Raw genomic sequence first — 25184 nt, 5'->3', positions numbered from 1 at the left:
AGCGCTATGGAAAAGACATACAACCCAACATCAATTGAAAAGGCGCTGTACCAGCGCTGGGAAGAGGCTGGTTACTTCAAGCCTCATGGTGACACATCGAAAGCTGCATACAGCATCATGATCCCACCACCCAACGTCACCGGTAGCCTGCACATGGGCCATGCGTTCCAAGACACTATCATGGATACCCTGATCCGTTGCGAACGCATGAAAGGCAAAAACACCTTGTGGCAGGTTGGTACTGACCACGCAGGTATCGCAACGCAGATGGTTGTTGAGCGCAAGATCGCGGCTGAAGAAGGCAAGACCAAGCACGATTACGGCCGTGAAGCATTCATCGACAAAATCTGGGAATGGAAAGGCGAGTCTGGTGCACTATCACCAAACAGCTGCGCCGTCTGGGTGCATCTGTAGATTGGGATCGTGAGCGCTTCACCATGGACGACGGTTTCTACGCTGCGGTTCAAGAAGTATTCGTGCGCCTGTACGAAGACGACCTGATCTACCGTGGTAAGCGTCTGGTTAACTGGGATCCGAAACTGCACACGGCAATTTCTGATCTGGAAGTTGAAAACAAAGATACCAAAGGCCACATGTGCACTTCCGCTACCCACTGGCAGACGGCGTAAAAACCGCAGACGGCAAAGACTACATTGTTGTCGCAACGACCCGTCCAGAAACCATGCTGGGCGACACCGGTGTTGCTGTAAACCCAGAAGATCCACGTTACAAAGATCTGATCGGTAAAGATATCCTTCTGCCAATCGTTGACCGCCGCATTCCAATCGTGGGCGACGAGCACGCAGACATGGAGAAAGGCACAGGCTGTGTGAAGATCACCCCTGCGCACGACTTCAACGACTACGAAGTAGGTAAGCGTCATCAGCTACCTATGATCAACATCCTGACCTTCAACGCAGACATCCGTGACGCGGCTGAAGTATTCACCACTAACGGTGAAGCAAGCGATGTTTACAGCACTGACCTGCCAGAGAAATACCGTGGCATGGAGCGTTTCGCTGCACGTAAAGCGATCGTTGCTGAGTTCGAAGAACTGGGCCTGCTGGACGAAATCAAAGATCACGACCTGACTGTTCCTTACGGCGACCGTGGTGGCGTGGTTATCGAGCCAATGCTGACTGACCAATGGTATGTTCGCACTGCAACGCTGGCACAACCAGCGGTTGAAGCGGTTGAAAACGGCGACATCCAGTTCGTACCTAAGCAGTACGAAAACATGTACTTCTCTTGGATGCGTGACATTCAAGACTGGTGTATCTCTCGTCAGCTGTGGTGGGGTCACCGCATTCCTGCTTGGTATGACAACGACGGCAACGTTTATGTAGGTCGTACCGAAGAGGAAGTACGTGAGAAGAACGGTCTGGCTCCAGTTGTAGTACTGCGCCAAGACGACGACGTTCTGGATACCTGGTTCTCATCTGCACTGTGGACATTCGGTACACTGGGCTGGCCACAAGAAACGCCAGAACTGAAAACCTTCCACCCAACAGACGTACTGGTAACCGGTTTCGACATCATCTTCTTCTGGGTTGCGCGCATGATCATGATGACCATGCACTTCATGAAAGATGAAGATGGCAAACCACAAGTACCGTTCAAGACTGTTTACGTAACCGGCCTCATCCGCGATGAAAACGGCGACAAGATGTCGAAGTCTAAAGGTAACGTACTTGACCCGATCGACATGATCGACGGTATCGATCTGGAGTCACTGGTAGAAAAACGTACCGGTAACATGATGCAGCCACAACTGGCCGCGAAGATCGAGAAGAACACCCGTAAGACCTTCGAAAACGGTATCGAAGCATACGGCACCGACGCACTGCGCTTTACACTGGCTGCAATGGCATCGACTGGCCGTGACATCAACTGGGACATGAAGCGTCTTGAGGGTTACCGCAACTTCTGTAACAAGCTGTGGAACGCAAGCCGTTACGTACTGATGAACGCAGAAGACCAAGATTGCGGCATGAACGGCGGCGAGATGGAATTCTCTCTGGCTGACAAGTGGATCGAATCTCAGTTCCAACTGGCAGCAAAAGAGTTCAACGCACACATCGAAAACTACCGTTTGGATATGGCGTCGAACACCCTGTACGAATTCATCTGGAACCAATTCTGTGACTGGTACCTGGAGCTGACTAAACCAGTTCTGTGGAAAGGCACTGAAGCACAACAGCGCGCGACCCGTCACACGCTGATCACCGTTCTAGAGAAGACGCTGCGTCTGGCGCACCCAGTGGTTCCATACATCACGGAATCTATCTGGCAGAGCGTGAAACCGCTGGTTAACGGCGTTGAAGGTGACACCATCATGCTGCAGGCACTGCCACAGTATGACGAAGCACAATTCGATGCAGACGCACTGGCAGATATCGAGTGGGTGAAATCTTTCATCACGTCTATCCGTAACCTGCGTGCAGAGTACGACATCGCGCCAAGCAAGCCGATGGACGTTATGCTGAAAGCCGCTGACGAGAAAGACGCTGCGCGTGTTGAAGCGAGCAAGCAAGTGCTGATGTCTCTGGCGAAACTGGAAGGCATTCGTATTCTGGAAGTGGGCGAAGAAACGCCAGCATGTGCAACGGCACTGGTGGGTAAATCTACCCTGATGATCCCGATGGCAGGTCTGATCGACAAAGATGCAGAACTAGCACGTCTGGATAAAGAAATCGCGAAGACCCAAGGTGAAATCAAACGCATCGAAGGCAAGCTGAACAACCAAGGTTTCGTTGCGAAAGCACCGGAAGCGGTTGTTGCAGCAGAGCGCGCGAAGCTGGACGGTTATGCAGAAGCACTGACCAAGCTGGAAGAGCAGAAAGCAACTATCGCTGCACTGTAATCCCTGCTGAGTAACACTTAAAGGAAAGGCCGACGAGACATCGTCGGCCTTTTTGTTTTTCTCCATCCCCCCATATTCTCCCCATTAATTGCCAATACCTATCAAATCAATAATAACAATCGAATTCAGCAATTGAGAATCATTCGCAATAATAGCGTCATCCAATAGAGGGACATATTATGAAAAAGACCATGAGTTTTGCTGTGATTCACTTTACCGTTGCATTTACTGTCGCATACGCACTGACTGGAGACATTTTGCTGGGTAGCCTAATCGCCATGGTAGAACCCATGGTCAATACGGTCGCGTTCTACTTCCATGAAAAGGCATGGGACAGCAAGTTACTGAAACGCGCCATCAACATGAACCCAGCACGTAAAACCGCAAGCTTTGCTGTCGTTCACTTCAGCGTCGCATTTAGTGTGGTATACCTACTGACCGGAGATGTGTTGATTGGTAGTGCAATGGCAATGATTGAGCCTTGTATCAACACCATGGCGTATTACTTCCATGAGCGTGTATGGCAGAAAAAAGAACGTTTCCAATTGATGAGCTGTCACCACAATCACGCTGTTGCAGCATAACGAGACCAAACAAAAAGGCAGCTTGCGCTGCCTTTTTCTATTCTGGGGTAAATTGCTTTGCCGCTTCGATGCGACTGTCGGTATCAGGGTGAGAGCTGAGCCACTCGACCATTTCTGTTCGTCTACTTTCTGCGTGCATCAACTCAAACATTTCCGCCTGCGACTCTGCCGAACCATAACGTTCATACAAATACTGAGAAGCAAACGCATCAGACTCTTCTTCTGCTTCTCGCGAATAACCCGAAGAGACTAAGAGCACACCAAAGCCTGTCAGCATGTCTATGACGCCAGTACTTTCTCCAGTCACTAAAGCAACCGTCACGGACAGCATGGTGGAGTGAACAAGGGCCGTCATGACATGTTGGTGATACACATGCCCAAGCTCATGAAGAATAATGCTTTCTAATTGTTCATCGGTTTGCGCCAATTCAACCAATGGGTCGAGTAACACTACGGTGCCATCACTAAATGCAAACGCGTTAGGACCTTTGGACCAACTCCGAAACTGAAGCTTAGGTGTGATCGGCATGGGAGGCAGTCGCTCAATCACCTGATTGAACTGATTAGTAATGTGAGCTTTACGCGTCTCCGTTAACTCAGACTCCGTAAAAAAGCCCTCATCTAATTGCTCTAGCACATGCTCCCCCACCATCTTGGGCACTTCTTCTGGTAATGAGGTCGCAATCCCTTTGCTAAGTGCTGGTATCCCTATCCAGAAAAACAATGCGATCACCAGAACAGCGGCAATCACACTACCCCAAACAACACCGAGGTTTGTTTCTAGCTTTGTCAGCCAACCGCTAGAGGAGGACTTGAAGCAATCGGGAAGGTTTGCTTCGTTGTGAGGAATGAATAACTCCCCGGAGGGAAATCGTAGTTGAAGTGGCAACTTCCCAATCCGGTCAGATACAGAGATTTTCTCTACTTCAGCATCAACGACGTGATCTCCCACCCGCAATACTGCGTCATTCTCGCCGACCAGAGACAAAGACGCTGGATGCTTTGCCGAGTCTCCGGTCAGATAGGCTATTCCTTCAATCATCATCCAATTCCGATGTCCAAATCGAAGGCTTGAGACACTTCGTCACCGATTGCTGATTTCATATTGTCGTCATCGTCAAACGCGCGTAATGCATCAAGATCGCCATAGATCGTTGTCACTGAGAGTAAATATCTCGCTGTTCTTACTTTCACCCACGGCCTTGCCAAACCGAGGGTAAAAACTTGCATCAAAAAGTTTGTCACGATCAACATAGTGTAAGAGGCAGTATTCATCCTGGAGCCCAAGCGATAATCGCCAGATTCATCTACCATCATTTTTCCAAAAACATAATTGCGAACTCGACAAGCGATGAAGGAGCTGACAATTAAAATCGCGACAAAGAACATGCCATATATGAAGAGAAAAAAGCTCACCACACCAAACAGGCCAGCCAAGACCTCAAAGCTAATTGTCTCGAGTGACAAAGCGTTTAATTGGTCAATTTTTGCAGGATCCATGAATGATTCGGCAAGCCCAATCATCAGAAACATTATTGCGGCAAAACCTATCATGCAGAGCACATATATTAGGATTGCCCAGAGATAAGTACGAATAAAATATCCCGTTTTTAAGTCGGCACTAAAGCTCAGCTTCCCATAGCCATGCCCATTCGCAAAATAGCTCGAGATACCCATCATCATCCAACAAAAGAGCCAAAAGACCACAATTGCGCCACAAAGACCAATCACAAAGCTTGCGCGGCCAACATCCGGTGCTGATGCGAAAATCGTAGTGATAACAATAGCGAGGAATACTAGCAGCCCTCTGCCCAGCATCACTCCATAAGCTCCAAGTAACGTGCCCGTAAAATTCAATCTTACGTTACGATAACTGCTCATTTTCGCGTTGAATCGCGCATTGTTGCGCACTACCCACGGCATCAGCAGCAAACCAACCAAAAAAAGGATAGAAGAGAAAAGGGGATAGAAGTGACCAACGGCAAACCAGATGATAAATGCCGTTACTGCAATGATACGTCCAATAAGAATTTGTTTGGGTGTGGCATGGTACTCAAAGCGGTCACCCGCAAGCTCCGTATTACCATAAAAATACTTTTTGGTTCTTACTTTTGCCCATGCAGAATAGATACCCAAGGTCAGGATACTGAGCAGGATATTCACTATCCATATTCCAAAATACTCACGGCCTGAACCGTGAAACATCATCTTGTTTTCCATTAGCTTTCCTTTGCCAACCTTGTTTCGGATTACTTTCGCCCATATTATCTTTTTAATTGCGTTCACACAGTTCAGCAATATACAACTGCGAAGTGCTCCCGCATTCACAACTTATCCCTTTCAGGTAAGTTGCAGTGACACATTCTTAATACACTGGATGTAAAAAAGGTTTTTTAATATGGCAACAGGGCCCGTTGAAATTCGACAGTTAGTCAGACAGCTACTTCGCCACAGAGGATTGTTAGACAATATCTACGGCACCGCCGGTTTAACCACGGTGCAATGTCATGTGCTGATTGAGCTGGAGCATGACGCTTTGACGGCGGCTGAACTTGCCGAGCGATTGAATATTGATGTCGCCAATGCCAACCGTACCCTCGCTATTCTTATCAATAACGATAACCTGCAAACACAAGTGTCAGCGGACACAGCTCAGCCTAGTTACACGCTGTCAGAAACAGGTCGTGCTCGCTTGCAAGAGCACCATCAGGGTATCAATCAACAGATCGCGCTTTATCTTGAACAGCTCGACAACGATGAAATCGAAATCCTGTCCCAGTCACTGAATCGCTATAACCGCGCCATGGTGCAAACGGAGCGGCAAAAAGGCTATACCGTTAGATTGCTCGAGCCGGCAGACAATGCTGCCGTTGCGGCTGTTATCCGAAAAGTGTCAGAAGAATATGGTTTAACCGCAGACAAAGGTTACAGCGTGGCAGACCCCACCCTCGACAGTTTGAGCGAGTGCTACAAAGCAAATAACGCGGCGTATTGGGTGATTGAAAAAGACGGAAAAATCTTAGGTGGCGGCGGTATCGCACCTTTGGCCGGTGAAGACGGTGTGTGTGAGCTGCAGAAAATGTATTTTCGCCCAGAGCTTCGTGGCAAAGGCTTCGCCAGAAGACTCGCTGCCACGGCAATGAAGTTCGCGCGAGAGCAAGGCTATACAGGATGCTATTTGGAAACGACAGCGTGCTTGAAAGAAGCTATCGCGCTTTACGAGTCCATCGGTTTTAAACACCTTGATGCCCCGCTGGGAAATACTGGACACGGCGACTGCGAAGTGGCCATGTTGAAGACACTCTAATTCAGAAAAGAAAAAAGCCGGCAATCGCCGGCTTTTTCTCGAATTAGTCTTCGCCTTCTTCGTCGAAGTCACCTTCTTCTTCGTCATCATCTTCATCAGACTCGAAGTACGTGCCCCAACCGTCGTAATCGATTTTGTGTTTCTCAGCCAGTGCTACCAGCTTCTCCACTTGCTCATCGATACGCTCTGCTTCCAAAGCCGATTCCATTACTGCGTCAAAACAGATAACGGTGCTGCCATCTTCCAGCTCTAGCTCTTCCGCTTCCAGCACTTCAAAGCCCATTTTGAACGCTTCAACTGCTGCGCCTTCCAGCTCTTCAAAGCTGTCTGCAGACAGGTGATGCTCAATGGTGTAAAGCGCATCAGGATCGCTGCCATCTTCCAGCAAAGCAGCAATGATTTCGCGGGTTTCCGCTTTTTGTTCTTCAATAATGTCAGCGTAAGACATTGGAAAACTCCAGACTGAATTAAGACGGTGGCACTATCGCACGGAATGGCATGTATTACCACGTCGAATTCGCGCGACCATTGCCAGAAAATGACATGTCACCGATAGGTTCCGGCGCATGTTAATCAAAAGTAAAATTGACCTTCACCTACAAGCTTGTCATTATTTGAGAACAGGGTGATAACAACACAAGATTCTGTAGAAACCAAAGTTTCGCAAAATCTTGCGCCAACAAAACCCTATATTTTGGAATAGTGTGCAAGCTTGATGCATAGATACGCACTAGATACGGAAGAAACTGCATTCCTTGTCGGCCCAACCGGGCTGTAGGCACGCTAACTGCCTGAATCGCAGTGTTATTGAGATAAATGGATTTACGACACGTATTCAGGCGTTCTCGCTACTCAACGCCCTTCTTACAGAATTCTGTCGCTCTATATTCATTTTTCCCAATCAGCCTTGGCCTCACAGCACAGTGACGTCTCCCCCCACTGATGCAAGGTGCCAGCGTTTTTTGGGAACTAATAATTATTCAAGAGAGAAACGATAATGAGTCAGTTATATGTAGGTTCTGAAGTCGGTCAACTGAAACGGGTTATGCTCCATCGCCCTGAGCGTGCACTGAACCACCTTACACCCTCCAACTATAAAGATTTGCTGTTCGATGACGTGTTGGCGGTCGAGCGCGCTGGCGAAGAACACGACCAATTTGCGCAGACGCTGCGCGACCAAGATGTTGAAGTCTTACTGCTTCATGATCTGCTAGCACAAACCTCGCCGTGCCAGAAGCCAAAGAATGGCTGCTCAATGTTCAGGTCGGTGATTACCGATTGGGTCACCAGTTCTCACACGATGTTCGCGAATATCTCCGCACGCTGAGTGATGACGAGCTTTCTCATATTCTGCTCGGTGGCTTGAGTTACATCGACTTCCCACGCCAGTCGTCATCCATGATGCAAGCGATGCATGAAAGAACAGATTTCATCATCGACCCACTGCCCAACCATTTGTTTACCCGAGATACCTCCTGCTGGGTATATGGCGGCGTGTCGCTAAACCCAATGGCCATGCCTGCGCGTCAGCGTGAAACCAACCACCTCCGCGCTATCTATCGCTGGCATCCTCTGTTTGCCGGGCAAGACTTCATTACGTATCTGGGCGCAGAACAACGTGACTATGACAACACCATGGTTGAAGGCGGTGACGTATTGGTTATTGGTAACGGCACCGTGTTAGTTGGTATGTCAGAGCGCACCACACCACAAGGCGTTGAAGCCTTAGCCACCAGCTTGTTCCAACATGGACAGGCAAAAGAAGTCATTGCCATCAACTTGCCAAAACACCGCTCTTGTATGCACCTCGACACGGTAATGACCCACATGGACATTGATACCTTCTCTGTCTATCCGCAGGTCATGCGCAAAGATCTACAATGCTGGCGTTTGGTCGACAAAGGCAATGGCGAAGTGGATGTCAAAGAAGTCGACTACTTCCTCACTGCTATCGAAAAAGCCCTGAACCTGCCGCACCTTAATATCATCACCACTGGCGGTGACAGCTTTGAGGCTGAGCGCGAACAGTGGAATGATGCCAATAACGTACTGACAGTACGTCCGGGTGTGGTTATCGGGTATGAGGCAACGTCTATACCAACGAGAAATATGACAAAGCGGGCATCACCGTATTGCCCATCCCGGGCGATCAGTTGGGTCGAGGTCGAGGTGGCGCGCGCTGTATGAGCTGTCCGATTGAGCGAGACGGCCTCGACTAACCCCGTTTCACTTTTCTGCGTAATGAAGGCCTCAGCTCTCTGAGGCCTTTTTCTTTTCATCGATAAAAATTGAATATCAACCCAATAAAAATAATTAATTATTCATCATGGTTGCATTTTGATGCGCAAATCAGTAAGAATTGTGATTATTGTCGTAGTAATTATTTTCTTCGCCATTCGGACGCTCAAGGATTTTTGAAAGGGAACTCATCATGGCTTTTAATTTGCGCAACCGGAATTTTCTCAAGCTGCTTGATTTCACCCCCCGTGAAATTGAGCACTTATTGTCTTTATCTGCAGAGCTGAAAAAAGCCAAGTACGCAGGTTGCGAGCAGCCGCGCCTGAAAGGTAAGAATATTGCTCTGATCTTTGAGAAGGCCTCAACCCGTACCCGATGCGCATTCGAAGTCGCAGCTTTCGACCAAGGTGCCCAAGTCTCATACATTGGCCCATCAGGTTCTCAAATTGGCCATAAAGAGTCGATGAAAGACACCGCACGCGTACTGGGTCGCATGTACGACGGCATTCAATACCGTGGCTTTGGCCAGGCTATCGTGGAAGAACTCGGTCAGTATGCTGGTGTGCCTGTCTGGAATGGCCTGACGGATGAATTCCACCCGACACAAATCCTTGCCGATCTTCTGACGATGCAAGAGCACGGCCGCGGCAAACAACTCCATGAAATGTCCTTTGCTTACCTTGGCGATGCGCGCAACAACATGGGTAACTCACTCATGGTAGGAGCCGCCAAAATGGGCATGGATATTCGCCTTGTGGCCCCCAAACAATTCTGGCCAGAAGATGCGTTGGTTGCACAGTGCAAAGCCATTGCACAAGCCACTGGTGGCCAAATCACCTTAACGGAAAATGTTTCCGAAGGCGTCAAAGGGTGTGACTTCCTCTATACCGATGTGTGGGTATCCATGGGTGAGTCAAAAGATGCATGGGATGAGCGTGTGGCGTTGATGAAGCCGTATCAAGTCAACATGGACGTCATCAAAGCAACAGGCAACCCGCACGTGAAGTTCATGCACTGTCTGCCTGCATTCCACAACGACGAAACGACCATTGGTGCGGAAGTGGCCGAGAAATATGGCATGAATGGATTAGAAGTGACAGAAGATGTGTTTGAGTCCGACTATTCCATCGTCTTTGATGAAGCAGAAAATCGCATGCATACCATCAAGGCCGTGATGGTGGCGACACTGGGTAGTTAAATTACTGATATTCGCTAGAAGCCGCCCAATGGGCGGTTTTTTTATGCTTTTCCAAAACATACATTAATAAAGCTCTCAACGACTGGTTCTTGCAAGGTGTGCAAATGGGCGTATAATCCTTCGCAATTTGTCAAAAAAACGAACCGGAATGCCACATTTAGTATCACATTCAGTTGCTAAAACTTGCCGAATCTCGCATCGGCCGCCGTTTTTGTTTTTAATGTATTTATAAATTAAGCCTCCAGATCTGGAGGCTTTTTTTTGTCCAAAATCTACCATCCATTGAGGGAAGAGAAGACATGGCGACCTCGCTGTACAACAAGCACATTATCTCCATCCCGGAGTTGTCCCGCGAAGAATTGGAACTTATCGTCGAAACGGCGGGCAAGCTAAAGGCCGAGCCGAATCCTACGCTGCTGAAAAACAAAGTCGTGGCGAGCTGCTTCTTCGAAGCCTCAACACGTACTCGCCTTTCCTTTGAAACCGCGGTTCAACGCCTTGGCGGCACCGTGATTGGTTTCCCAGACGGTGGCAACACCTCTTCCGGTAAAAAGGGCGAAACCTTGTCAGATACTGTGCAGGTTATCTCTTCCTACGTTGATGCATTTGTGATGCGCCACCCTAAAGAAGGAGCAGCACGCCTCGCCTCTGAATTCTCTAAAGGCATTCCTGTCATCAACGGTGGCGACGGGGCTAACCAGCATCCATCACAAACCCTGCTTGATTTGTTCAGCATCTACGAAACACAAGGGCGTCTGGATAACCTCAGCATCGCCATGGTCGGTGACCTGAAATACGGTCGCACCGTGCACTCGCTGACCCAAGCATTGTCGAAGTTTGACAACAACCGCTTCTACTTCATCGCCCCAGATGCACTGGCGATGCCTGACTACATTCTGGAAGACTTGGAAGAAGCGGGCATTCCTTACAGCCTGCACGCCACCATCGAAGAAGTGGTGCCAGAGCTGGATATTCTGTACATGACCCGCGTACAGAAAGAGCGTTTTGATGAGTCTGAGTACGCGCACATCAAGTCGGCATTCATCTTGGATACACCGCAGCTAGAACATGCGCGCGACAACCTGAAAGTGCTTCACCCACTGCCACGCGTCGATGAAATCACGGTTGCAGTCGACAAGACACCATACGCGTATTACTTCCAGCAAGCAGAAAATGGCGTCTATGCACGTCAGGCACTGCTGGCACTGGTTATTAACGGCAACATCTAAGGCGGGAGTAAAACAAGATGGTTAAAGAACACAAACTACAGGTTGAAGCGATCAAGAACGGTACCGTTATCGACCATATCCCTGCCAATGTCGGCTTTAAGGTGATGAAGCTGTTCAAGCTTCATAAAACTAACGAGCGCGTGACTGTAGGTTTGAACCTGCCATCATCTGCGCTTGGCGCGAAAGATCTGATCAAGATTGAAAACATCTTTGTGACCGAAGAGCAGGCACAGCAACTGGCACTTTACGCACCAAATGCGACGGTTAATCAGATTGAAAACTACGAAGTGGTTGCGAAAATACCGCTGACACTGCCAAGCAGCATCCTTGGCGTGTTCCGTTGTCCAAATACCAACTGTATCACCCACGACGAGAAAGCCGTGGAAAGTAGCTTCAACGTGATCACCAAAGCGGATGACGTCCAACTCAAGTGCAAATACTGTGAGAAGGTGTTCTCTCGCGAAATCATGACCGAAAGTCACTGATTTTGAGTTGAATGGAAAAGCCGGTGCATGCACCGGCTTTTTTATCGCGGTTAAGGCACTCACCGAGAAACAATCCGCGTTAAAATGTGATGTTCTGGGTTTACGTAATTGCTGGCAAGATGCAGACTAAGCGTCTTATACCCAAAGCCTCAAGCGGGTATACCCTGTTTCCGTGAAATGATAAAAGTAAGGATAGGTAAATGACTAAAGTGCTTCACACTGAACACGCTCCTGCAGCGATTGGTCCATACATTCAAGGTGTTGATCTGGGCAGCATGGTTCTGACTTCTGGTCAAATCCCAGTAAACCCTGTGACCGGCGAAGTCTCTCCAGATATCGCTGTGCAAGCGCGTCAGTCTCTGGAAAACGTGAAAGCGGTTGTTGAGTCATCTGGCCTGAAAGTTGGCGACATCGTTAAGATGACTGTTTTCGTAAAAGATCTGAACGATTTCGGCACCGTTAACGAGGTTTACGGTAAATTCTTTGATGAGCACGGTGTTGAACACTACCCAGCACGCTCTTGTGTAGAAGTTGCACGTCTTCCAAAAGATGTGGGCATCGAAATCGAAGCGATTGCTGTTCGTAAGTAATTCGTTTTACAGAGAAAGCGCTGCTGACAAAGTGGCGCTTTTTTTAATGCCAAATTTTGCCATTCCTACACGGTATATCCGAGATGACTATCCTCAATACTTACTTTAACTGGAGCAGCGGTAAAGACAGCACCATGGCACTTTACTATGCCCTTCGTGACCCTAGCCTAAAAGTGACGACACTACTGACTTCTGCCAACGAAGCGCACCAACGCGTTTCCATGCACGGCGTGCACGTTTCACTGTTAGAAAAGCAAGCAGACGCCTTGGGGCTGCCTTTGAAAACGGTTTGGCTGCCAGAAACCGTAACCATGGAGCAGTATGAGTCCATCATGTCGAATGCGGTTGCCGAGCTGAAAGACATGGGCTGCACCCACGCCATTTTTGGTGATATCTACCTAGAAGACCTTCGCGCCAAACGCGAAGCGCAACTTGCTACCGTTGACGTTAAAGCCCTATTTCCGCTTTGGAAAAAGGACACACGCGCCTTGATGCAAACCTTGTTTGAGCTAGGCATTAAAGCAGTAGTAGTGGCTGTAGACGGCAGCAAGCTCAGCAAAGACTTTGTCGGTCGAGAGCTCGACCAAGCCTTCCTAGACAGCCTACCAGAAGGCGTTGACCCTTGTGGTGAAAACGGCGAGTTCCATACTTTTGTGTACGATGGCCCTGACTTCAAACAGCCGGTTGCTTTCACAAAAGGGGAAGTCGTGACGAAGAAGTATGCGGGCAACCAAATTCCGGACCACCCTGGCTACCATTTCCAAGAGCTGATCCCAGCCTAGGAGCCAAAACAAAAAAGCACCGACTGACGGTGCTTTTCTATTCCTGACGAAATGTCGCGTTAATGCTGCAGTTGGTTTTCAACCTTCTCAACCACTTGCGAAAACCACGCAGTGAATCGCTCAGGAGACGCCTGCATTTCAGAAACAAGCTCTTGCTGGGGCCACCAACGCCAGCTCATCACCTCATCAGGATTAGGGTTTAGCGGCACATCATCCGCTTTACACAAGATGATTTGATCAAGTTCGTGCTCGGTCAGGTTATTGTCAAGCTCTGCGCGATAACAAAATAGATCGCCCATGGCGAACTCCAACGGCATCTCGATACCCAACTCTTCAAACAAACGTCTTTTCGCTGCGGCTTCAAACGCTTCGCCTTGCATTGGGTGAGAACAGCAGGTGTTAGTCCATAAACCACCGCTGTGGTATTTGCTGAGCGCACGTTGCTGAAGCAGGTACTCTCTGCCAGCTTGAGTATCTCGGTAAATCATCACCGAAAACGCAAGGTGCAACAACCCTTCCTGATGCGCTGCCATCTTTTCTGCTAACCCAATCGGCTCGCCCTTCTCGGTTACCAGTACTACCTGATCTTTCAGCATATCTGTCTTACTTCTCTTACAAGTTACGCTCAGCATAAAAAGCAAAAGGATACGCATGTGCGTATCCTTTTGACTCAATCTGTATGTGAAGTTTATTACTTCTTGTTCAGCTCGGCTACTTCTGCGTCGAGTTCTGCCAGCTTCGCTGCCATCAAATCATGACAATGAGACGCCAGCTCTCGCACTTGGTCTTTGGTGAAGCCTTCCGTCGAGATAGGATCCATCACTTCCACGATGATATGACCGTTGTCGCGACGAGACACTTCCAAGTGACCGGTTGAGCTACACACGATAGGTACGATCGGCACACCCGCACCAATTGCCGCATGGAATGCGCCAGTTTTGAACGGTAGCAGACCACGACCACGCGAACGCGTACCTTCTGGGAACAGCCATACGGACACGTCGTTATCTTTGATTTGGTCAACCACCTGACCGATGGTGCCCATCGCTTTGCTGCGGTTATTGCGGTCAATCAGGATATTACCTGTCAGCCAGTACAAGGTGCCAAAGATAGGGATGTACGCCAGACTTTTCTTGCCCACGGTAACCGCACCAGGACGCACGGCGTTAGACACAGTGACCAAGTCCCAGTTGCTTTGGTGGTTAGCGATGTAAACACAGGTGCCGACGTCTTTTGACGCGTCAGATTGGCGCAGGTCAAGCTTGATACCAAACAGAGAAGACAGCTTGCCGAACATTCGGCCAAAGGTATAAACGTGTTTTGGATTACGAGGGCTGAACAGGCAGTAACCACAACCGAATACAAGCATGAAAATCGCAAACAACGCGACAGCCAACAGTCGCAGTATAAAGTACATTCTTATCTCCTAACGCCAGTTAACCGCTGGAAAGGTCTGGGAATTGTTACCTGAGAATCGCTTTTAATTTTAAGCTTACAGGTGTGCGCTAAAAATTTCTGGCCCTAGTATACGTGTCCGACAATAAAATTCATCACTCTTTGTCGAAACATTTTTAACCGATATATCAAAACAGGCTGAATTCGCGCGAATTTAAGGGTGTCTTGAGCCAAGAAAAAACCCTCCGAGTGGAGGGTTTCGCTATTACTCTTCTGGCGTTTCCGGCGCCTCTTGCGGCGTCGAAATCTCAATCGCCGTCACACGCTGTAGGCCACGCGGCAACATAGAGCCTCGACGACCACGCTCACCACGGAAATTATCAACGTCCGTTGGTTTCAGTGACAGTTTACGCTTACCTGCATGCAGGGTGACCGTTGCACCTTTAGGAATCACAAACAGCTGTGACAACAGCTCTTCACGCGCTTTGGCGCGGGCAGCAGGAATATTAATGATCTTATTCCCTTTGCCTTTACCCAACTGCGGCAACTCTTTCACTGGGAAGACCAGCATACGGCCTTCGTTGGTAATCGCCATGATGTCATCGCTGTCGATATCCGCCACTTTTTGTGGAGGCATCACCTCTGCGGCTTGCGGCAGACTCAGCAACGCTTTACCGCTGCGGTTTTTCGACAGCAGATCGTCATGCTTACACACAAAACCGTAGCCCGCATCCGACGCATCAACATCAGGTTGCTGTTTTCCCCCATCAGCACATGACGAATGGAGGTCCCCGCAGTGATGTTCAAGCGCCCTGTGATTGGCTCACCTTGGCTTCGTGCAGACGGCAGACTGTGCGACTCAAGCGCATAGCTGCGTCCATCGGTGCCGATAAACACCGCAGGCTGGTTGCTCTTACCGCGCGCGGCAGCCATGTAGCCATCGCCCGACTTGTAGCTCAAGGTTGAAGGGTCAACGTCGTGCCCTTTCGCATGGCGGATCCAACCTTTTTCAGACAGCACCACAGTGATTGGCTCGCTTGGCACCAAGTCGCGCTCAGTCAGTGCTTTCGCTTCTGCACGCTCTACCAATGGCGAACGACGTTCGTCACCGTATTTCTCTGCATCAGCAATGATTTCTTTTTTCAGCAAGGTGTTCATGCGACGCTCAGAACCCAGCAGTTTCTCCAACTGCTCACGCTCTTTATTCAGCTCGTCTTGCTCACCACGGATCTTGATTTCTTCCAGCTTCGCCAATTGACGAAGTTTGATTTCAAGGATCGCTTCTGCTTGTTTCTCGCTGAGGCCAAAACGGCTCATCAGCTCTTTCTTCGGCTCGTCTTCGGTGCGGATGATCTCAATCACTTCATCAATGTTGAGATACGCAGCCAACAAACCTTCGAGGATGTGCAAGCGTGCCAGCACTTTATCCAAGCGGTATTGCAGACGACGACGCACGGTTTCGCGGCGGAACTCCAACCATTCAGTCAGAATACGCTGCAGGCCTTTCACCTGAGGACGACCATCAAGGCCAATCATGTTCAGGTTAACACGGTAGCTTCTTTCTAAGTCAGTCGAAGCAAACAGGTGATTCATCAGCTGATCACAGTCGATACGGTTCGAGCGCGGCACGATCACGATACGGGTTGGGTTTTCGTGATCAGATTCATCACGAAGATCGTCAACCATCGGCAGCTTTTTCGCGCGCATTTGGTTGGCGATTTGCTCAAGCAGCTTAGCACCAGACACCTGATGCGGCAGCGCGGTGATCACGATATCGCCGTTTTCTTTGTGCCAAACCGCACGCATTCTTACTGAGCCGCGGCCTTCACGGTACAGCTTTTTCAGCTCTACTTGAGGGGTAATGATTTCCGCTTCGGTCGGATAGTCTGGGCCTTTTACATGCTCCAGAATACCGTCGAGATCCAGCTTCGGCTCGTCAATCAAGGCCACCAGCGCATTCGCCATTTCACGGGCATTGTGCGGCGGGATATCGGTCGCCATACCAACGGCAATACCTGTCACACCGTTCAGCAGAATGTGTGGCAGACGTGCTGGCAGTGTTTTCGGCTCCTTCATGGTGCCGTCAAAGTTTGGCTGCCATTCAACCGTGCCCTGACCTAATTCGCTTAGCAGCACTTCCGAGAAGCGCGACAGACGCGATTCGGTATAACGCATCGCTGCGAACGATTTTGGATCATCCGGCGCACCCCAGTTACCCTGACCATCTACCAGCGGGTAGCGGTAAGAAAACGGCTGAGCCATCAATACCATGGCTTCGTAACACGCAGAGTCGCCGTGCGGGTGGTATTTACCCAGCACGTCACCCACGGTACGCGCAGATTTTTTGTATTTCGCCGTTGCCGACAAACCCAGCTCAGACATCGCATAGATAATACGACGCTGTACTGGCTTCAGGCCGTCACCGATAAACGGCAGTGCACGGTCCATGATGACGTACATCGAATAGTTGAGGTATGCATCCTCAGTAAACTTCCTTAGCGGAAGCTGTTCGACACCGTCATAAGTGATATCAGTCATTGAAAACGTCCGATTCTAAAATGCTTTCTTAAATTTCAGTCAGCTCAGCCATGTCGCCTTTGTCTTGCAACCAATGGCGGCGGTCTTCTGCGCGCTTCTTACCTAACAGCATGTCCATCATGCGATCGGTTTCTTCCTGATCGTCAATGGTCAGCTGAACCAGACGACGGGTATTTGGATCCATCGTGGTTTCGCGCAATTGCAGTGGGTTCATCTCACCCAGACCTTTGAATCGCTGTACGTCGATTTTGGCGCGCTTCTGGCTTAGGCGTTCGAGGACGCCAGCTTTCTCTTCGTCATCCAGCGCGTAATACACTTCTTTGCCGCAGTCGATACGGTACAGCGGTGGCATCGCCACATATACGTGGCCCGCTTTCACCAGTGCTTGGAAGTGTTTCACGAACAGTGCGCACAGCAGTGTTGCGATGTGCAGACCATCCGAGTCCGCATCGGCGAGGATACATACTTTACCGTAACGCAGGCCGGACAAATCTTCGCTGTCTGGGTCGATACCCAGCGCAACAGAGATGTCGTGCACTTCTTGAGACGCCAGAACCTGATCCGCAGACACTTCCCACGTGTTCAGGATCTTACCGCGAAGCGGCATGATGGCTTGGAATTCACGATCGCGTGCTTGCTTGGCAGAACCGCCTGCCGAGTCACCCTCGACGAGGAAGAGTTCGGTGCGCGCCAAATCTTGCATAGAACAGTCGGTCAGCTTGCCTGGCAGTGCTGGGCCTGAGGCCACTTTCTTACGTACAACTTCTTCGCTGCACGCATACGGCGGTGTGCGTTCGCGATACAGACTTCCGCCAGTTGTTCGGCTAGCTGCGGTCGCTCGTTCAGCCACAGGCTAAACGCATCTTTCACCACGCCGGAAACGAATGCTGCACACTGACGTGAAGACAGACGCTCTTTGGTCTGACCGGCAAATTGTGGGTCCTGCATTTTCACTGACAGCACGTAGGCACAGCGCTCCCAGATATCATCCGCGGTCAGCTTCACGCCGCGCGGCAACAGGTTGCGGAATTCACAGAATTCACGCATGGCATCTAGCAAGCCCTGACGCAGACCATTAACGTGGGTACCGCCTTGTGCAGTCGGAATCAAGTTCACGTAGCTTTCTGTCACCAGCTCCCCGCCTTCCGGCAGCCAGATCACCGCCCAATCAGCCGCTTCATGCGGTGCATTGAAGTCACCGACAAACGGTTCAGCAGGCAGCAACTCATAACCTTTAACGCCTTCGGCCAAGTAGTCTTTAAGGCCACTTTCATAGCACCAGGTGATGGTTTCATTGGTGTTCTTATCGGTAAAGACAATCTCAAGGCCCGGGCACAATACCGCTTTGGCTTTCAAATTGTTTTTCAGGCGAGAAACCGAAAATTTTGGCGAGTCGAAGTAGGACGCATCCGGCCAGAAGTGAACGCTTGTGCCTTTCGCGCGTCGACCACAGGTGCCAACGACAGTCAGCTCCTGCACTTTTTCGCCATGCTCAAACGCGATTTCGTAGACTTGGCCATCGCGTTTAACCGAGACTTCAACCCGTTTAGACAGGGCGTTTACAACCGAAATACCTACCCCGTGCAAACCACCACTGAACTGGTAGTTCTTGTTTGAGAACTTACCGCCCGCGTGCAGCTTACAAAGGATCAGTTCGACACCTGACACCCCTTCTTCAGGGTGGATGTCGACCGGCATACCACGGCCGTCATCGATAACTTCCAGTGACTGATCCGCATGCAGAATGACTTCTACCTTGCGCGCATGTCCTGCCAATGCCTCATCGACACTGTTATCAATGACTTCTTGACCGAGGTGATTAGGACGGGTCGTGTCTGTATACATACCGGGACGACGACGCACCGGTTCCAGGCCATTGAGAACTTCAATGGAGCCCGCGTTATAAACTTGCTCTGTCATAGATGAATGGTTTTCTAAAGTTTGTCACATGGTCTGTGATGCCCCGCCAGCTTGTCAAATAAAGACAGTGCTGACGAGGTTATTCTGTGAGTTACCCTCACAGTCCTAGGAATTGGATGATTTCAGCGGGGTATCTGTCGAAGCCAACAAAAGCGTGATCGCCTCCCGCTTCTACTGTTTGCTTGCATCCCTGATACTTGGCAACGGCCTGACGATAGTCGAGCACTTCATCGCCTTCTTGTTGCAACAACCAAATCGTGTCGGGATGCAGGATCGATTCGGTATCTAACGCTTTTAGCTCGTCCATATGCTGAACGCCTAGCGTGTATTGCTCCCCAGTGTAAGGATTCTCCTGAGGGCCTAAATAATCAACAAGAAGCTCATAGGGTTTCACCGCAGGGTTTACCAACACGGCAGGGAAACCAAACTGCGCATTGAGCCACGTCGACAAATATCCGCCTAACGAACTACCTACCAAACCGATACGATAGTCACCCTGATACGCACCTACCAATGCTTTTAGCTGATTGGCAGCGTCGGCAGGGTAACAGGCGAGACGGGGAACTTCCAGCTTTATGTCAGGACGGTGCGTTTCGCACCAATCCCGCATCTGCTGGGCTTTTGCGGACAATGGCGAGCTGTTAAACCCGTGAATATAAATCAGTAACGGTGGCATGTTTAGTACCCAGATGAGGTCATATCTGGCTGGAATTCATTTCCTTTCAATCGACCAACAGTGGTCGAAATTGTACCGTCTGCGTGCAAAGCAATTTCACGCCATCCTGGGTTCGTCAGATCTAACGCGAAGTCGTCAGAATTTGGTTGGAATTGGATGCACGTTGAAGGTGCGGCCATCACGCGGCGTTCTTGATGCTGCGTATCCAAAGCTTGGTGAATATGACCGCACACCACACCTTTTACCGTGTCGTATTTAGCGACAACCGCCCAAAACTCGTCTTGGTTGTGCAATTTGTGTTGGTCAAGCCACGCACTGCCCGCTGGCAATGGGTGGTGATGAAGAAGGATAAGCGTATGTCGCTCTGGGTTATCGCGCAGGGTGTTTTCTAGCAAGGCTAATTGCTCGCCTGATAATCGGCCGTGTGGTACACCTGGCACCTGACTATCTAGCATAATCAGTTGCCAGTGTTCACCCACCAGCACGTGTTCGCAACGCTCAAGTGTCGATTGCTCCAACACTTTTTTCATTTCTTGCTGGTAGTCATGGTTGCCTGGCAACCAGTAGCAAGGCTGGCTCCAACGGGCGATGCCGTCGACAAAACGCTGATAAGATTCAGCGGTGTGGTCTTGAGAGAGGTCACCCGTGGCAATGATCGCATCGAAGTCTACGCCTTCTTTGACTATTTCATTAACAACGGCGTTAAAGCTCGCACAAGTGTTCACGCCGAGTAAGCTTCCGGCATGATCAGCAAAGAGGTGTGTATCTGTAATCTGCAACAACCTAACGGTCTGGTTGTGTTGTTTTGGTAGATGGCAAATCCGCAACGTCTTGAAAACCCTGATCTTAAACTAGCGTTATTACTCAAACGCGAATATTAATAAATTATGTTGTGCTTTGTTATACCGTTTTTCAGGCACAGCGCCAGCCAATCCGAGAGAAAAGCATTTACCTGACGCTTTTCATCGCGCTGGTGCATGCGCGGATTCGGGTAATCATAACGCGGCTGAATTCGGGAAATCTGCTGGCTGGTACACACTTCAGCGACTCGTGCATCGTGATACAGTCGAACTGTCAGCCTCGGTCGCAAATAACTTGGCACCTCACCTCGCTGCCAAATATCAATCAGTGTGGTGTATCGCGTGGATTCAACAACATCGAGTTGAAACTCTTGCCCTTGGATTTCGTATACACAGAACTCGCCAACGTCATCTTGACGCGGCATCAGTCTTACCAACTTGGCGTAATTTGTTTCATACATTCGCATCAGGGCACTTAAATCAACCTGATACTCTCGTCTCAACATACAACGTCCTGTGAACTACTCTCCTGACAGCGCGTCGAGTTTATCTCGATTCAATGTCAGCCATTGCAATGCGATAATTGAGGCAGCGTTTTCAATCTTACCATTCGCTACCCACTCCATTGCACGTGATCTTTCAACCACATGCACCAGAATATCTTCACCTTCTTCAGGGAGCCCGTGAACACCTTTCGCACCTGACGCATCCACCATACCAAGATACAGATGAATGCGTTCTGAACATCCACCAGAACTTGATAGATAGCTCGTCATCGGAATCAGTGACTGCACGTGCAATCCTGCTTCTTCTTCAGTCTCGCGAATCGCGACTTCATCGGGTGTTTCATCTTTATCGATGATGCCAGCCACTATCTCCAGTTGCCAAGGAGAGTCACTCGCCACCATCGCGCCAACACGGATTTGTTCAACGAGAACCACTTCATCCGTTTTCGGATCATACGGCAGCATTGCAACTGCATGACCACGTTCGAAAAGCTCTCGATCAATCACGTCACTCCAACCACCGGCGAACAGTCGATGACGGAAGCGATACTTTACCATCTTAAAGTAACCATTATAGACAACGTCGGTCGTTTCAATCTCAACGTCACCCGTTCCAAATTGGTCAAACTGTGTGGTCTGTGGCACGAAAGCTTCCCCTACCTTGAAGGATGGAGGCAAATGATAGAGGCGTTGCGCAAGCGACTGCAATCTAAAACCTTTACTTTTTTGGTATGGATTGCAGAATTATTTGAATATATTTATTGCGTTGATGGTTTTACAATCACTTTTTCTCAAGAAACCATCACATTGTCAGTTTCAAGTAAGCTAGCTTGGTTTACACTAGAGTCGGATACCTCTATACCCAAGCAACCTGAAGATGCAGAGTTCAGGTAATTTGGGTATACCAGCAATTTATTAGAATACGACAAGTTCAGGGACTACCTACTATGAAGAAATTGCTTCCCATCTTTATCGGGGTTGCGCTAGGCACCGCTGCTCCGTTTGCAAGTGCAGACGATCTGCTACAAGTATATGAGCAAGCAAAACAAAGCGATCCAACGCTTCTGCAATCTGCTGCGACACGTGATGCAGCATTCGCGCAAGTTGGCGTGAACCGCGGTACGACATTGCCACAAATCAACCTGACCGCGGGTTACAACATCGCACGTAACAGCGAAGAAAGCACGTCAGGTCCTTTTGACACGAATACCCTGTCTGCGGGCGTTGACGTAAGTCAGCAGCTATTCAACCAAAATAGCTGGATCAATCTGGACATCGCTGAAATCACAGCGCGTCAAGCAGATGCAGCATACGCAGCACAACAACAAGCCCTGATCCTGCGCGTGTCTCAAGCGTACTTTAACGTACTGAGAGCAGCAGACGATTTGGTCTTTGTTCGTGCAGAGAAAGCGGCTGTAGGCCGTCAGCTAGAACAAACCAAACAACGTTTCGAAGTGGGTCTGTCTGCCATCACTGATGTGTATGATGCCCAAGCGCAGTATGACTCTGTTCTGGCTCAAGAAATCCTGTCTGAAAACTCAGTGGCGAACAGCTACGAGGAACTTCGCGAAATCACAGGTCAAAGCCATGCCGATCTGTTCGAGCTGAACACCAAGTCCTTCTCTGCTAGCCGTCCTGAGCAAGTGGTTGATGAGCTGGTGAAAAAGGCTGAGCAAGAAAACCTGACGCTGCTGGCGCAACGCATTACCCGTGATGCGGCTAAAGAGCGTATTTCTTTGGCACAAGCAGGTCACCTGCCATCGCTGACGCTGAACGCAGGTTACGGCTACACAGATCAAGACAACAAAACACGCAACACTGACACGACTAACAACCAGTTTACGGGTGGCATCAACTTCTCTATGCCGCTTTACCAAGGTGGCGCAATTGATGCTGGCGTAGAACAAGCACAATACAACTATGTTGCGGCGTCTGAAGAGCTGGAAGGCACTTACCGCACCACAGTGAAAGATGTCCGTGCGTTCTACAACAACATCAATGCAAGCATCGGTGCACTGAAAGCTTATGAGCAAACAGTGGTTTCTCAGCGCTCAGCACTGGAAGCAACCGAAGCGGGCTTTGAAGTAGGTACACGTACCATCGTTGACGTACTGGATGCGACCCGTGGTCTGTACGATGCGAACCGTAACCTGTCTGACGCACGTTACGATTACATCTTAAACGTACTGCAACTGCGCCAAGCGGTAGGTACGTTGAGCGAGCAAGATCTGGTTGATATCAACAACGGTCTGGTTGCACCTAAGTAATCGCACTCGCAAAACTTAGATGACACTCCAAATAAAAAAGGCACCTTTCGGTGCCTTTTTTATATCTTTCATCTGATGCAATCAGTTGTTGTGACCGCTCAGAATCGAGTTGATGATCTCTGTGGTTGAACAACCATCTTCGAAGTTCAGAACCAATACTTCGCCGCCCGCTGCAATCACTTCTTTGCCACCAGCAATGTCTTCAGGCTTGTAGTCACCGCCTTTGACCAACAGGCTTGGCAGCACTTCGCTGATCAAACGTTGTGGGGTTTCTTCGTTGAAAGGCACTACCCAGTCAACCGCGCCCAGACCTGCCAGTACCGCCATACGACGATCTGTTGGGTTTACCGGACGACCAGGGCCTTTCAGACCACGTACAGATTCATCTGTGTTTACCGCAACAATCAGACGGTCACCCAGCTTCGCGGCTTCATTCAAGTAAGCCACATGGCCAGCGTGCAGAATGTCAAAACAGCCATTGGTCATCACGACTTTCTCGCCGCGTGCCTTCGCCATTTGAACAGACGCTTTCAGTTGCTCTTCGGTTACTACACCGAAACCTGACTGATGGCTGCCGTGAACGGCTTCGGTCAGTTCGATCGTCGACAAGGTCGAGGTGCCCAGTTTGCCAACAACCACGCCTGCCGCTGCATTTGCCAGCGCACATGCATCTTCAATTGGTTTACCCGCCGCCAAAGAGGCTGCCAGAACAGAAATCACGGTATCGCCTGCACCTGTTACGTCATACACTTCTTTTGCCAGCGTAGGCAGGTTCAGCGGCTCTTGGCCTGCGCGCAGCAGTGTCATACCATTTTCGCTACGCGTAACCAACAGTGCTTCAAACTCGAACTTCTCAATCAGAGCCAGACCACGTTCGATGATGTCTTCTTCGCAATGACATGCGCCAACAACCGCTTCAAACTCGCTCATGTTCGGTGTCAGAAGCGTCGCGCCGCGGTAACGTTCAAAATCAGTGCCTTTAGGGTCAACCAGTGTGGCAACGCCTGCTTGGCGTGCCAGTTGGATCATTGGCTGAACGTTTACCAGTGCACCTTTGGCGTAATCCGACAGGATCATCGCTTTTGTGTTTGGCAGGGCCGCTTCAATGCGGTCCAACATTGGCTGAGGATCCACGTTGTGGAATCCTTCCTCAAAGTCCAAACGGATCAGCTGTTGGTTACGGCTCATGACACGCAGCTTTGTGATGGTTGGGAAGTTTTCCAAACCAACGAAATCACAATCCACTTTCAGTGAACACAGTTTGTCGTTTAGGACATTCGCTTGTTCGTCCTGACCAACCAAACCAATAAGTCTTGCCTTGCCACCCAGCGCAGCGATGTTCATTGCTACGTTAGCTGCGCCGCCTGGGCGTTCTTCTGTCTGATTGATTTGTACCACTGGCACCGGTGCTTCCGGTGAAATGCGACCTGTAGGGCCATACCAGTAGCGGTCAAGCATTACATCACCAACAACCAGAACATTCGCTAGCTGATAGTCAGGCAAAGTCAGTTTCATCGTATTCTCCAAGCCTAAGGGTCTGCGCCCCTGCTATGTCGTTTGCTTTAATCTTTCAAGCGTTGGGCAAGCCTGTGCCGTCTTCGATAATAAGATTCCGGCACTGCCCATAAAATATTGCTCGCGATATTACCATAAAGACAATAAAGCAACAGCCGTACGGGTTCGCTCCTGAACCTTTCCTGTCTAACAATTGACATTAGGCTCTCTGGCGTCACTGAAATATGCATAACAGCCACATTTCGGTATACAATAACGCCCTTAATTTACTCGCATATTTGATAGGAAATA

General features: G+C 49.6%; 19 protein-coding genes and 4 pseudogenes. 11 read left to right on the top strand and 12 right to left on the bottom strand.

What is annotated here, in order from left to right:
• The first annotated feature begins 6 nt into the window (after positions 1-6).
• Both ATN88_RS21235 and ATN88_RS21230 read left to right on the top strand, forming a co-directional pair.
• Positions 7-2863 (top strand): annotated as a pseudogene (locus ATN88_RS21235) (valine--tRNA ligase).
• A 179-nt stretch (positions 2864-3042) separates the two neighbouring features.
• Complete coding sequence (locus ATN88_RS21230; RefSeq protein ID WP_067419585.1) at positions 3043-3447, top strand: DUF2061 domain-containing protein; 405 nt, start codon at positions 3043-3045, stop codon at positions 3445-3447.
• 37 nt (positions 3448-3484) lie between these two features.
• Here ATN88_RS21230 and ATN88_RS21225 read toward each other — a convergent pair whose 3' ends face one another.
• Together ATN88_RS21225 and ATN88_RS21220 are read right to left on the bottom strand one after the other, a co-directional pair.
• The gene (locus ATN88_RS21225; protein WP_067419584.1) at positions 3485-4489 is read right to left on the bottom strand and encodes a M48 family metallopeptidase; all 1005 of its coding nucleotides are present in this window, start codon (positions 4487-4489) and stop codon (positions 3485-3487) included.
• A complete protein-coding gene (locus tag ATN88_RS21220) occupies positions 4489-5667 on the bottom strand; it encodes a YjgN family protein (RefSeq protein ID WP_067419583.1) in 1179 nt (392 codons plus the stop codon). The genes ATN88_RS21225 and ATN88_RS21220 overlap by 1 nt, the downstream gene beginning before the upstream one ends.
• 178 nt (positions 5668-5845) lie before the next feature.
• On the opposite strand from ATN88_RS21220, the gene ATN88_RS25680 reads away from it, so the two are divergent.
• On the top strand, positions 5846-6754 hold the full coding sequence (locus tag ATN88_RS25680) for a bifunctional helix-turn-helix transcriptional regulator/GNAT family N-acetyltransferase (protein ID WP_083539555.1): 909 nt from the start codon (positions 5846-5848) through the stop codon (positions 6752-6754).
• Positions 6755-6797: 43 nt separating this feature from the next.
• Here the strand turns inward: ATN88_RS25680 and rraB are convergent, their stop codons facing one another.
• On the bottom strand, positions 6798-7202 hold the full coding sequence (rraB, locus tag ATN88_RS21210; RefSeq protein ID WP_067419582.1) for a ribonuclease E inhibitor RraB: 405 nt from the start codon (positions 7200-7202) through the stop codon (positions 6798-6800).
• Between the two features lie 549 nt (positions 7203-7751).
• On the opposite strand from rraB, the pseudogene arcA reads away from it, so the two are divergent.
• The 6 genes and pseudogenes from arcA (at position 7752) to ATN88_RS21180 (ending at position 13276) form a co-directional block, all read left to right on the top strand.
• A pseudogene (gene arcA / locus ATN88_RS21205) lies at positions 7752-8973 on the top strand (arginine deiminase).
• Positions 8974-9185: 212 nt separating this feature from the next.
• Positions 9186-10190: an ornithine carbamoyltransferase gene (argF, locus tag ATN88_RS21200; protein ID WP_067419581.1), complete on the top strand. Its 1005-nt coding sequence runs from the start codon at positions 9186-9188 to the stop codon at positions 10188-10190.
• Between the two features lie 299 nt (positions 10191-10489).
• Positions 10490-11419: an aspartate carbamoyltransferase gene (pyrB, locus tag ATN88_RS21195; RefSeq protein ID WP_067419580.1), complete on the top strand. Its 930-nt coding sequence runs from the start codon at positions 10490-10492 to the stop codon at positions 11417-11419.
• A gap of 17 nt (positions 11420-11436) precedes the next feature.
• Positions 11437-11904, top strand: coding sequence for an aspartate carbamoyltransferase regulatory subunit (pyrI, locus tag ATN88_RS21190; protein WP_067419579.1), 468 nt, complete (start codon positions 11437-11439; stop codon positions 11902-11904).
• A 200-nt stretch (positions 11905-12104) separates the two neighbouring features.
• A complete protein-coding gene (locus tag ATN88_RS21185) occupies positions 12105-12494 on the top strand; it encodes a Rid family detoxifying hydrolase (protein ID WP_067419578.1) in 390 nt (129 codons plus the stop codon).
• Positions 12495-12577: 83 nt separating this feature from the next.
• Positions 12578-13276 carry a Dph6-related ATP pyrophosphatase gene (locus ATN88_RS21180; RefSeq protein ID WP_067419577.1) on the top strand — a complete coding sequence of 233 codons (699 nt, stop codon included), beginning with the start codon at positions 12578-12580 and terminating at the stop codon, positions 13274-13276.
• Positions 13277-13335: 59 nt separating this feature from the next.
• On the opposite strand, the gene idi is transcribed toward ATN88_RS21180, so the two are convergent.
• From idi to nudF, 8 genes and pseudogenes are all read right to left on the bottom strand, one after another.
• A complete protein-coding gene (gene idi / locus ATN88_RS21175; protein WP_067419597.1) occupies positions 13336-13872 on the bottom strand; it encodes an isopentenyl-diphosphate Delta-isomerase in 537 nt (178 codons plus the stop codon).
• Positions 13873-13967: 95 nt separating this feature from the next.
• Positions 13968-14693, bottom strand: coding sequence for a 1-acylglycerol-3-phosphate O-acyltransferase (locus tag ATN88_RS21170; RefSeq protein WP_067419576.1), 726 nt, complete (start codon positions 14691-14693; stop codon positions 13968-13970).
• A 243-nt stretch (positions 14694-14936) separates the two neighbouring features.
• Positions 14937-17209: pseudogene (parC, locus tag ATN88_RS21165) on the bottom strand (DNA topoisomerase IV subunit A).
• Positions 17210-17237: 28 nt separating this feature from the next.
• Positions 17238-19129, bottom strand: a pseudogene (gene parE, locus ATN88_RS21160) (DNA topoisomerase IV subunit B).
• Positions 19130-19226: 97 nt separating this feature from the next.
• Positions 19227-19805, bottom strand: a complete 579-nt coding sequence (gene yqiA / locus ATN88_RS21155; protein ID WP_067419575.1) for an esterase YqiA — start codon at positions 19803-19805, stop codon at positions 19227-19229.
• Positions 19806-19807: 2 nt separating this feature from the next.
• Positions 19808-20632, bottom strand: coding sequence for a 3',5'-cyclic-AMP phosphodiesterase (cpdA, locus tag ATN88_RS21150; RefSeq protein WP_067419574.1), 825 nt, complete (start codon positions 20630-20632; stop codon positions 19808-19810).
• Between the two features lie 50 nt (positions 20633-20682).
• The gene (locus tag ATN88_RS21145; protein ID WP_067419573.1) at positions 20683-21111 is read right to left on the bottom strand and encodes a DUF1249 family protein; all 429 of its coding nucleotides are present in this window, start codon (positions 21109-21111) and stop codon (positions 20683-20685) included.
• A 15-nt stretch (positions 21112-21126) separates the two neighbouring features.
• The gene (nudF, locus tag ATN88_RS21140) at positions 21127-21756 is read right to left on the bottom strand and encodes an ADP-ribose diphosphatase (RefSeq protein ID WP_067419572.1); all 630 of its coding nucleotides are present in this window, start codon (positions 21754-21756) and stop codon (positions 21127-21129) included.
• Positions 21757-21789: 33 nt separating this feature from the next.
• On the opposite strand from nudF, the gene ATN88_RS21135 reads away from it, so the two are divergent.
• Together ATN88_RS21135 and tolC are read left to right on the top strand one after the other, a co-directional pair.
• Positions 21790-22005, top strand: a complete 216-nt coding sequence (locus ATN88_RS21135) for a hypothetical protein (RefSeq protein ID WP_067419571.1) — start codon at positions 21790-21792, stop codon at positions 22003-22005.
• A gap of 53 nt (positions 22006-22058) precedes the next feature.
• Positions 22059-23378: an outer membrane channel protein TolC gene (tolC, locus tag ATN88_RS21130; protein WP_067419570.1), complete on the top strand. Its 1320-nt coding sequence runs from the start codon at positions 22059-22061 to the stop codon at positions 23376-23378.
• A gap of 81 nt (positions 23379-23459) precedes the next feature.
• Here the strand turns inward: tolC and hldE are convergent, their stop codons facing one another.
• Positions 23460-24893, bottom strand: coding sequence for a bifunctional D-glycero-beta-D-manno-heptose-7-phosphate kinase/D-glycero-beta-D-manno-heptose 1-phosphate adenylyltransferase HldE (hldE, locus tag ATN88_RS21125; RefSeq protein ID WP_067419569.1), 1434 nt, complete (start codon positions 24891-24893; stop codon positions 23460-23462).
• Positions 24894-25184: the final 291 nt, after the last annotated feature.

It is taken from the genome of Enterovibrio coralii, assembly GCF_001559595.1.
GTDB classification, from domain to species: domain Bacteria; phylum Pseudomonadota; class Gammaproteobacteria; order Enterobacterales; family Vibrionaceae; genus Enterovibrio; species Enterovibrio coralii.
The sequence above is the reverse complement of the archived record's forward strand: the minus strand, read 5'-3'. Positions and strand labels throughout refer to the sequence as shown.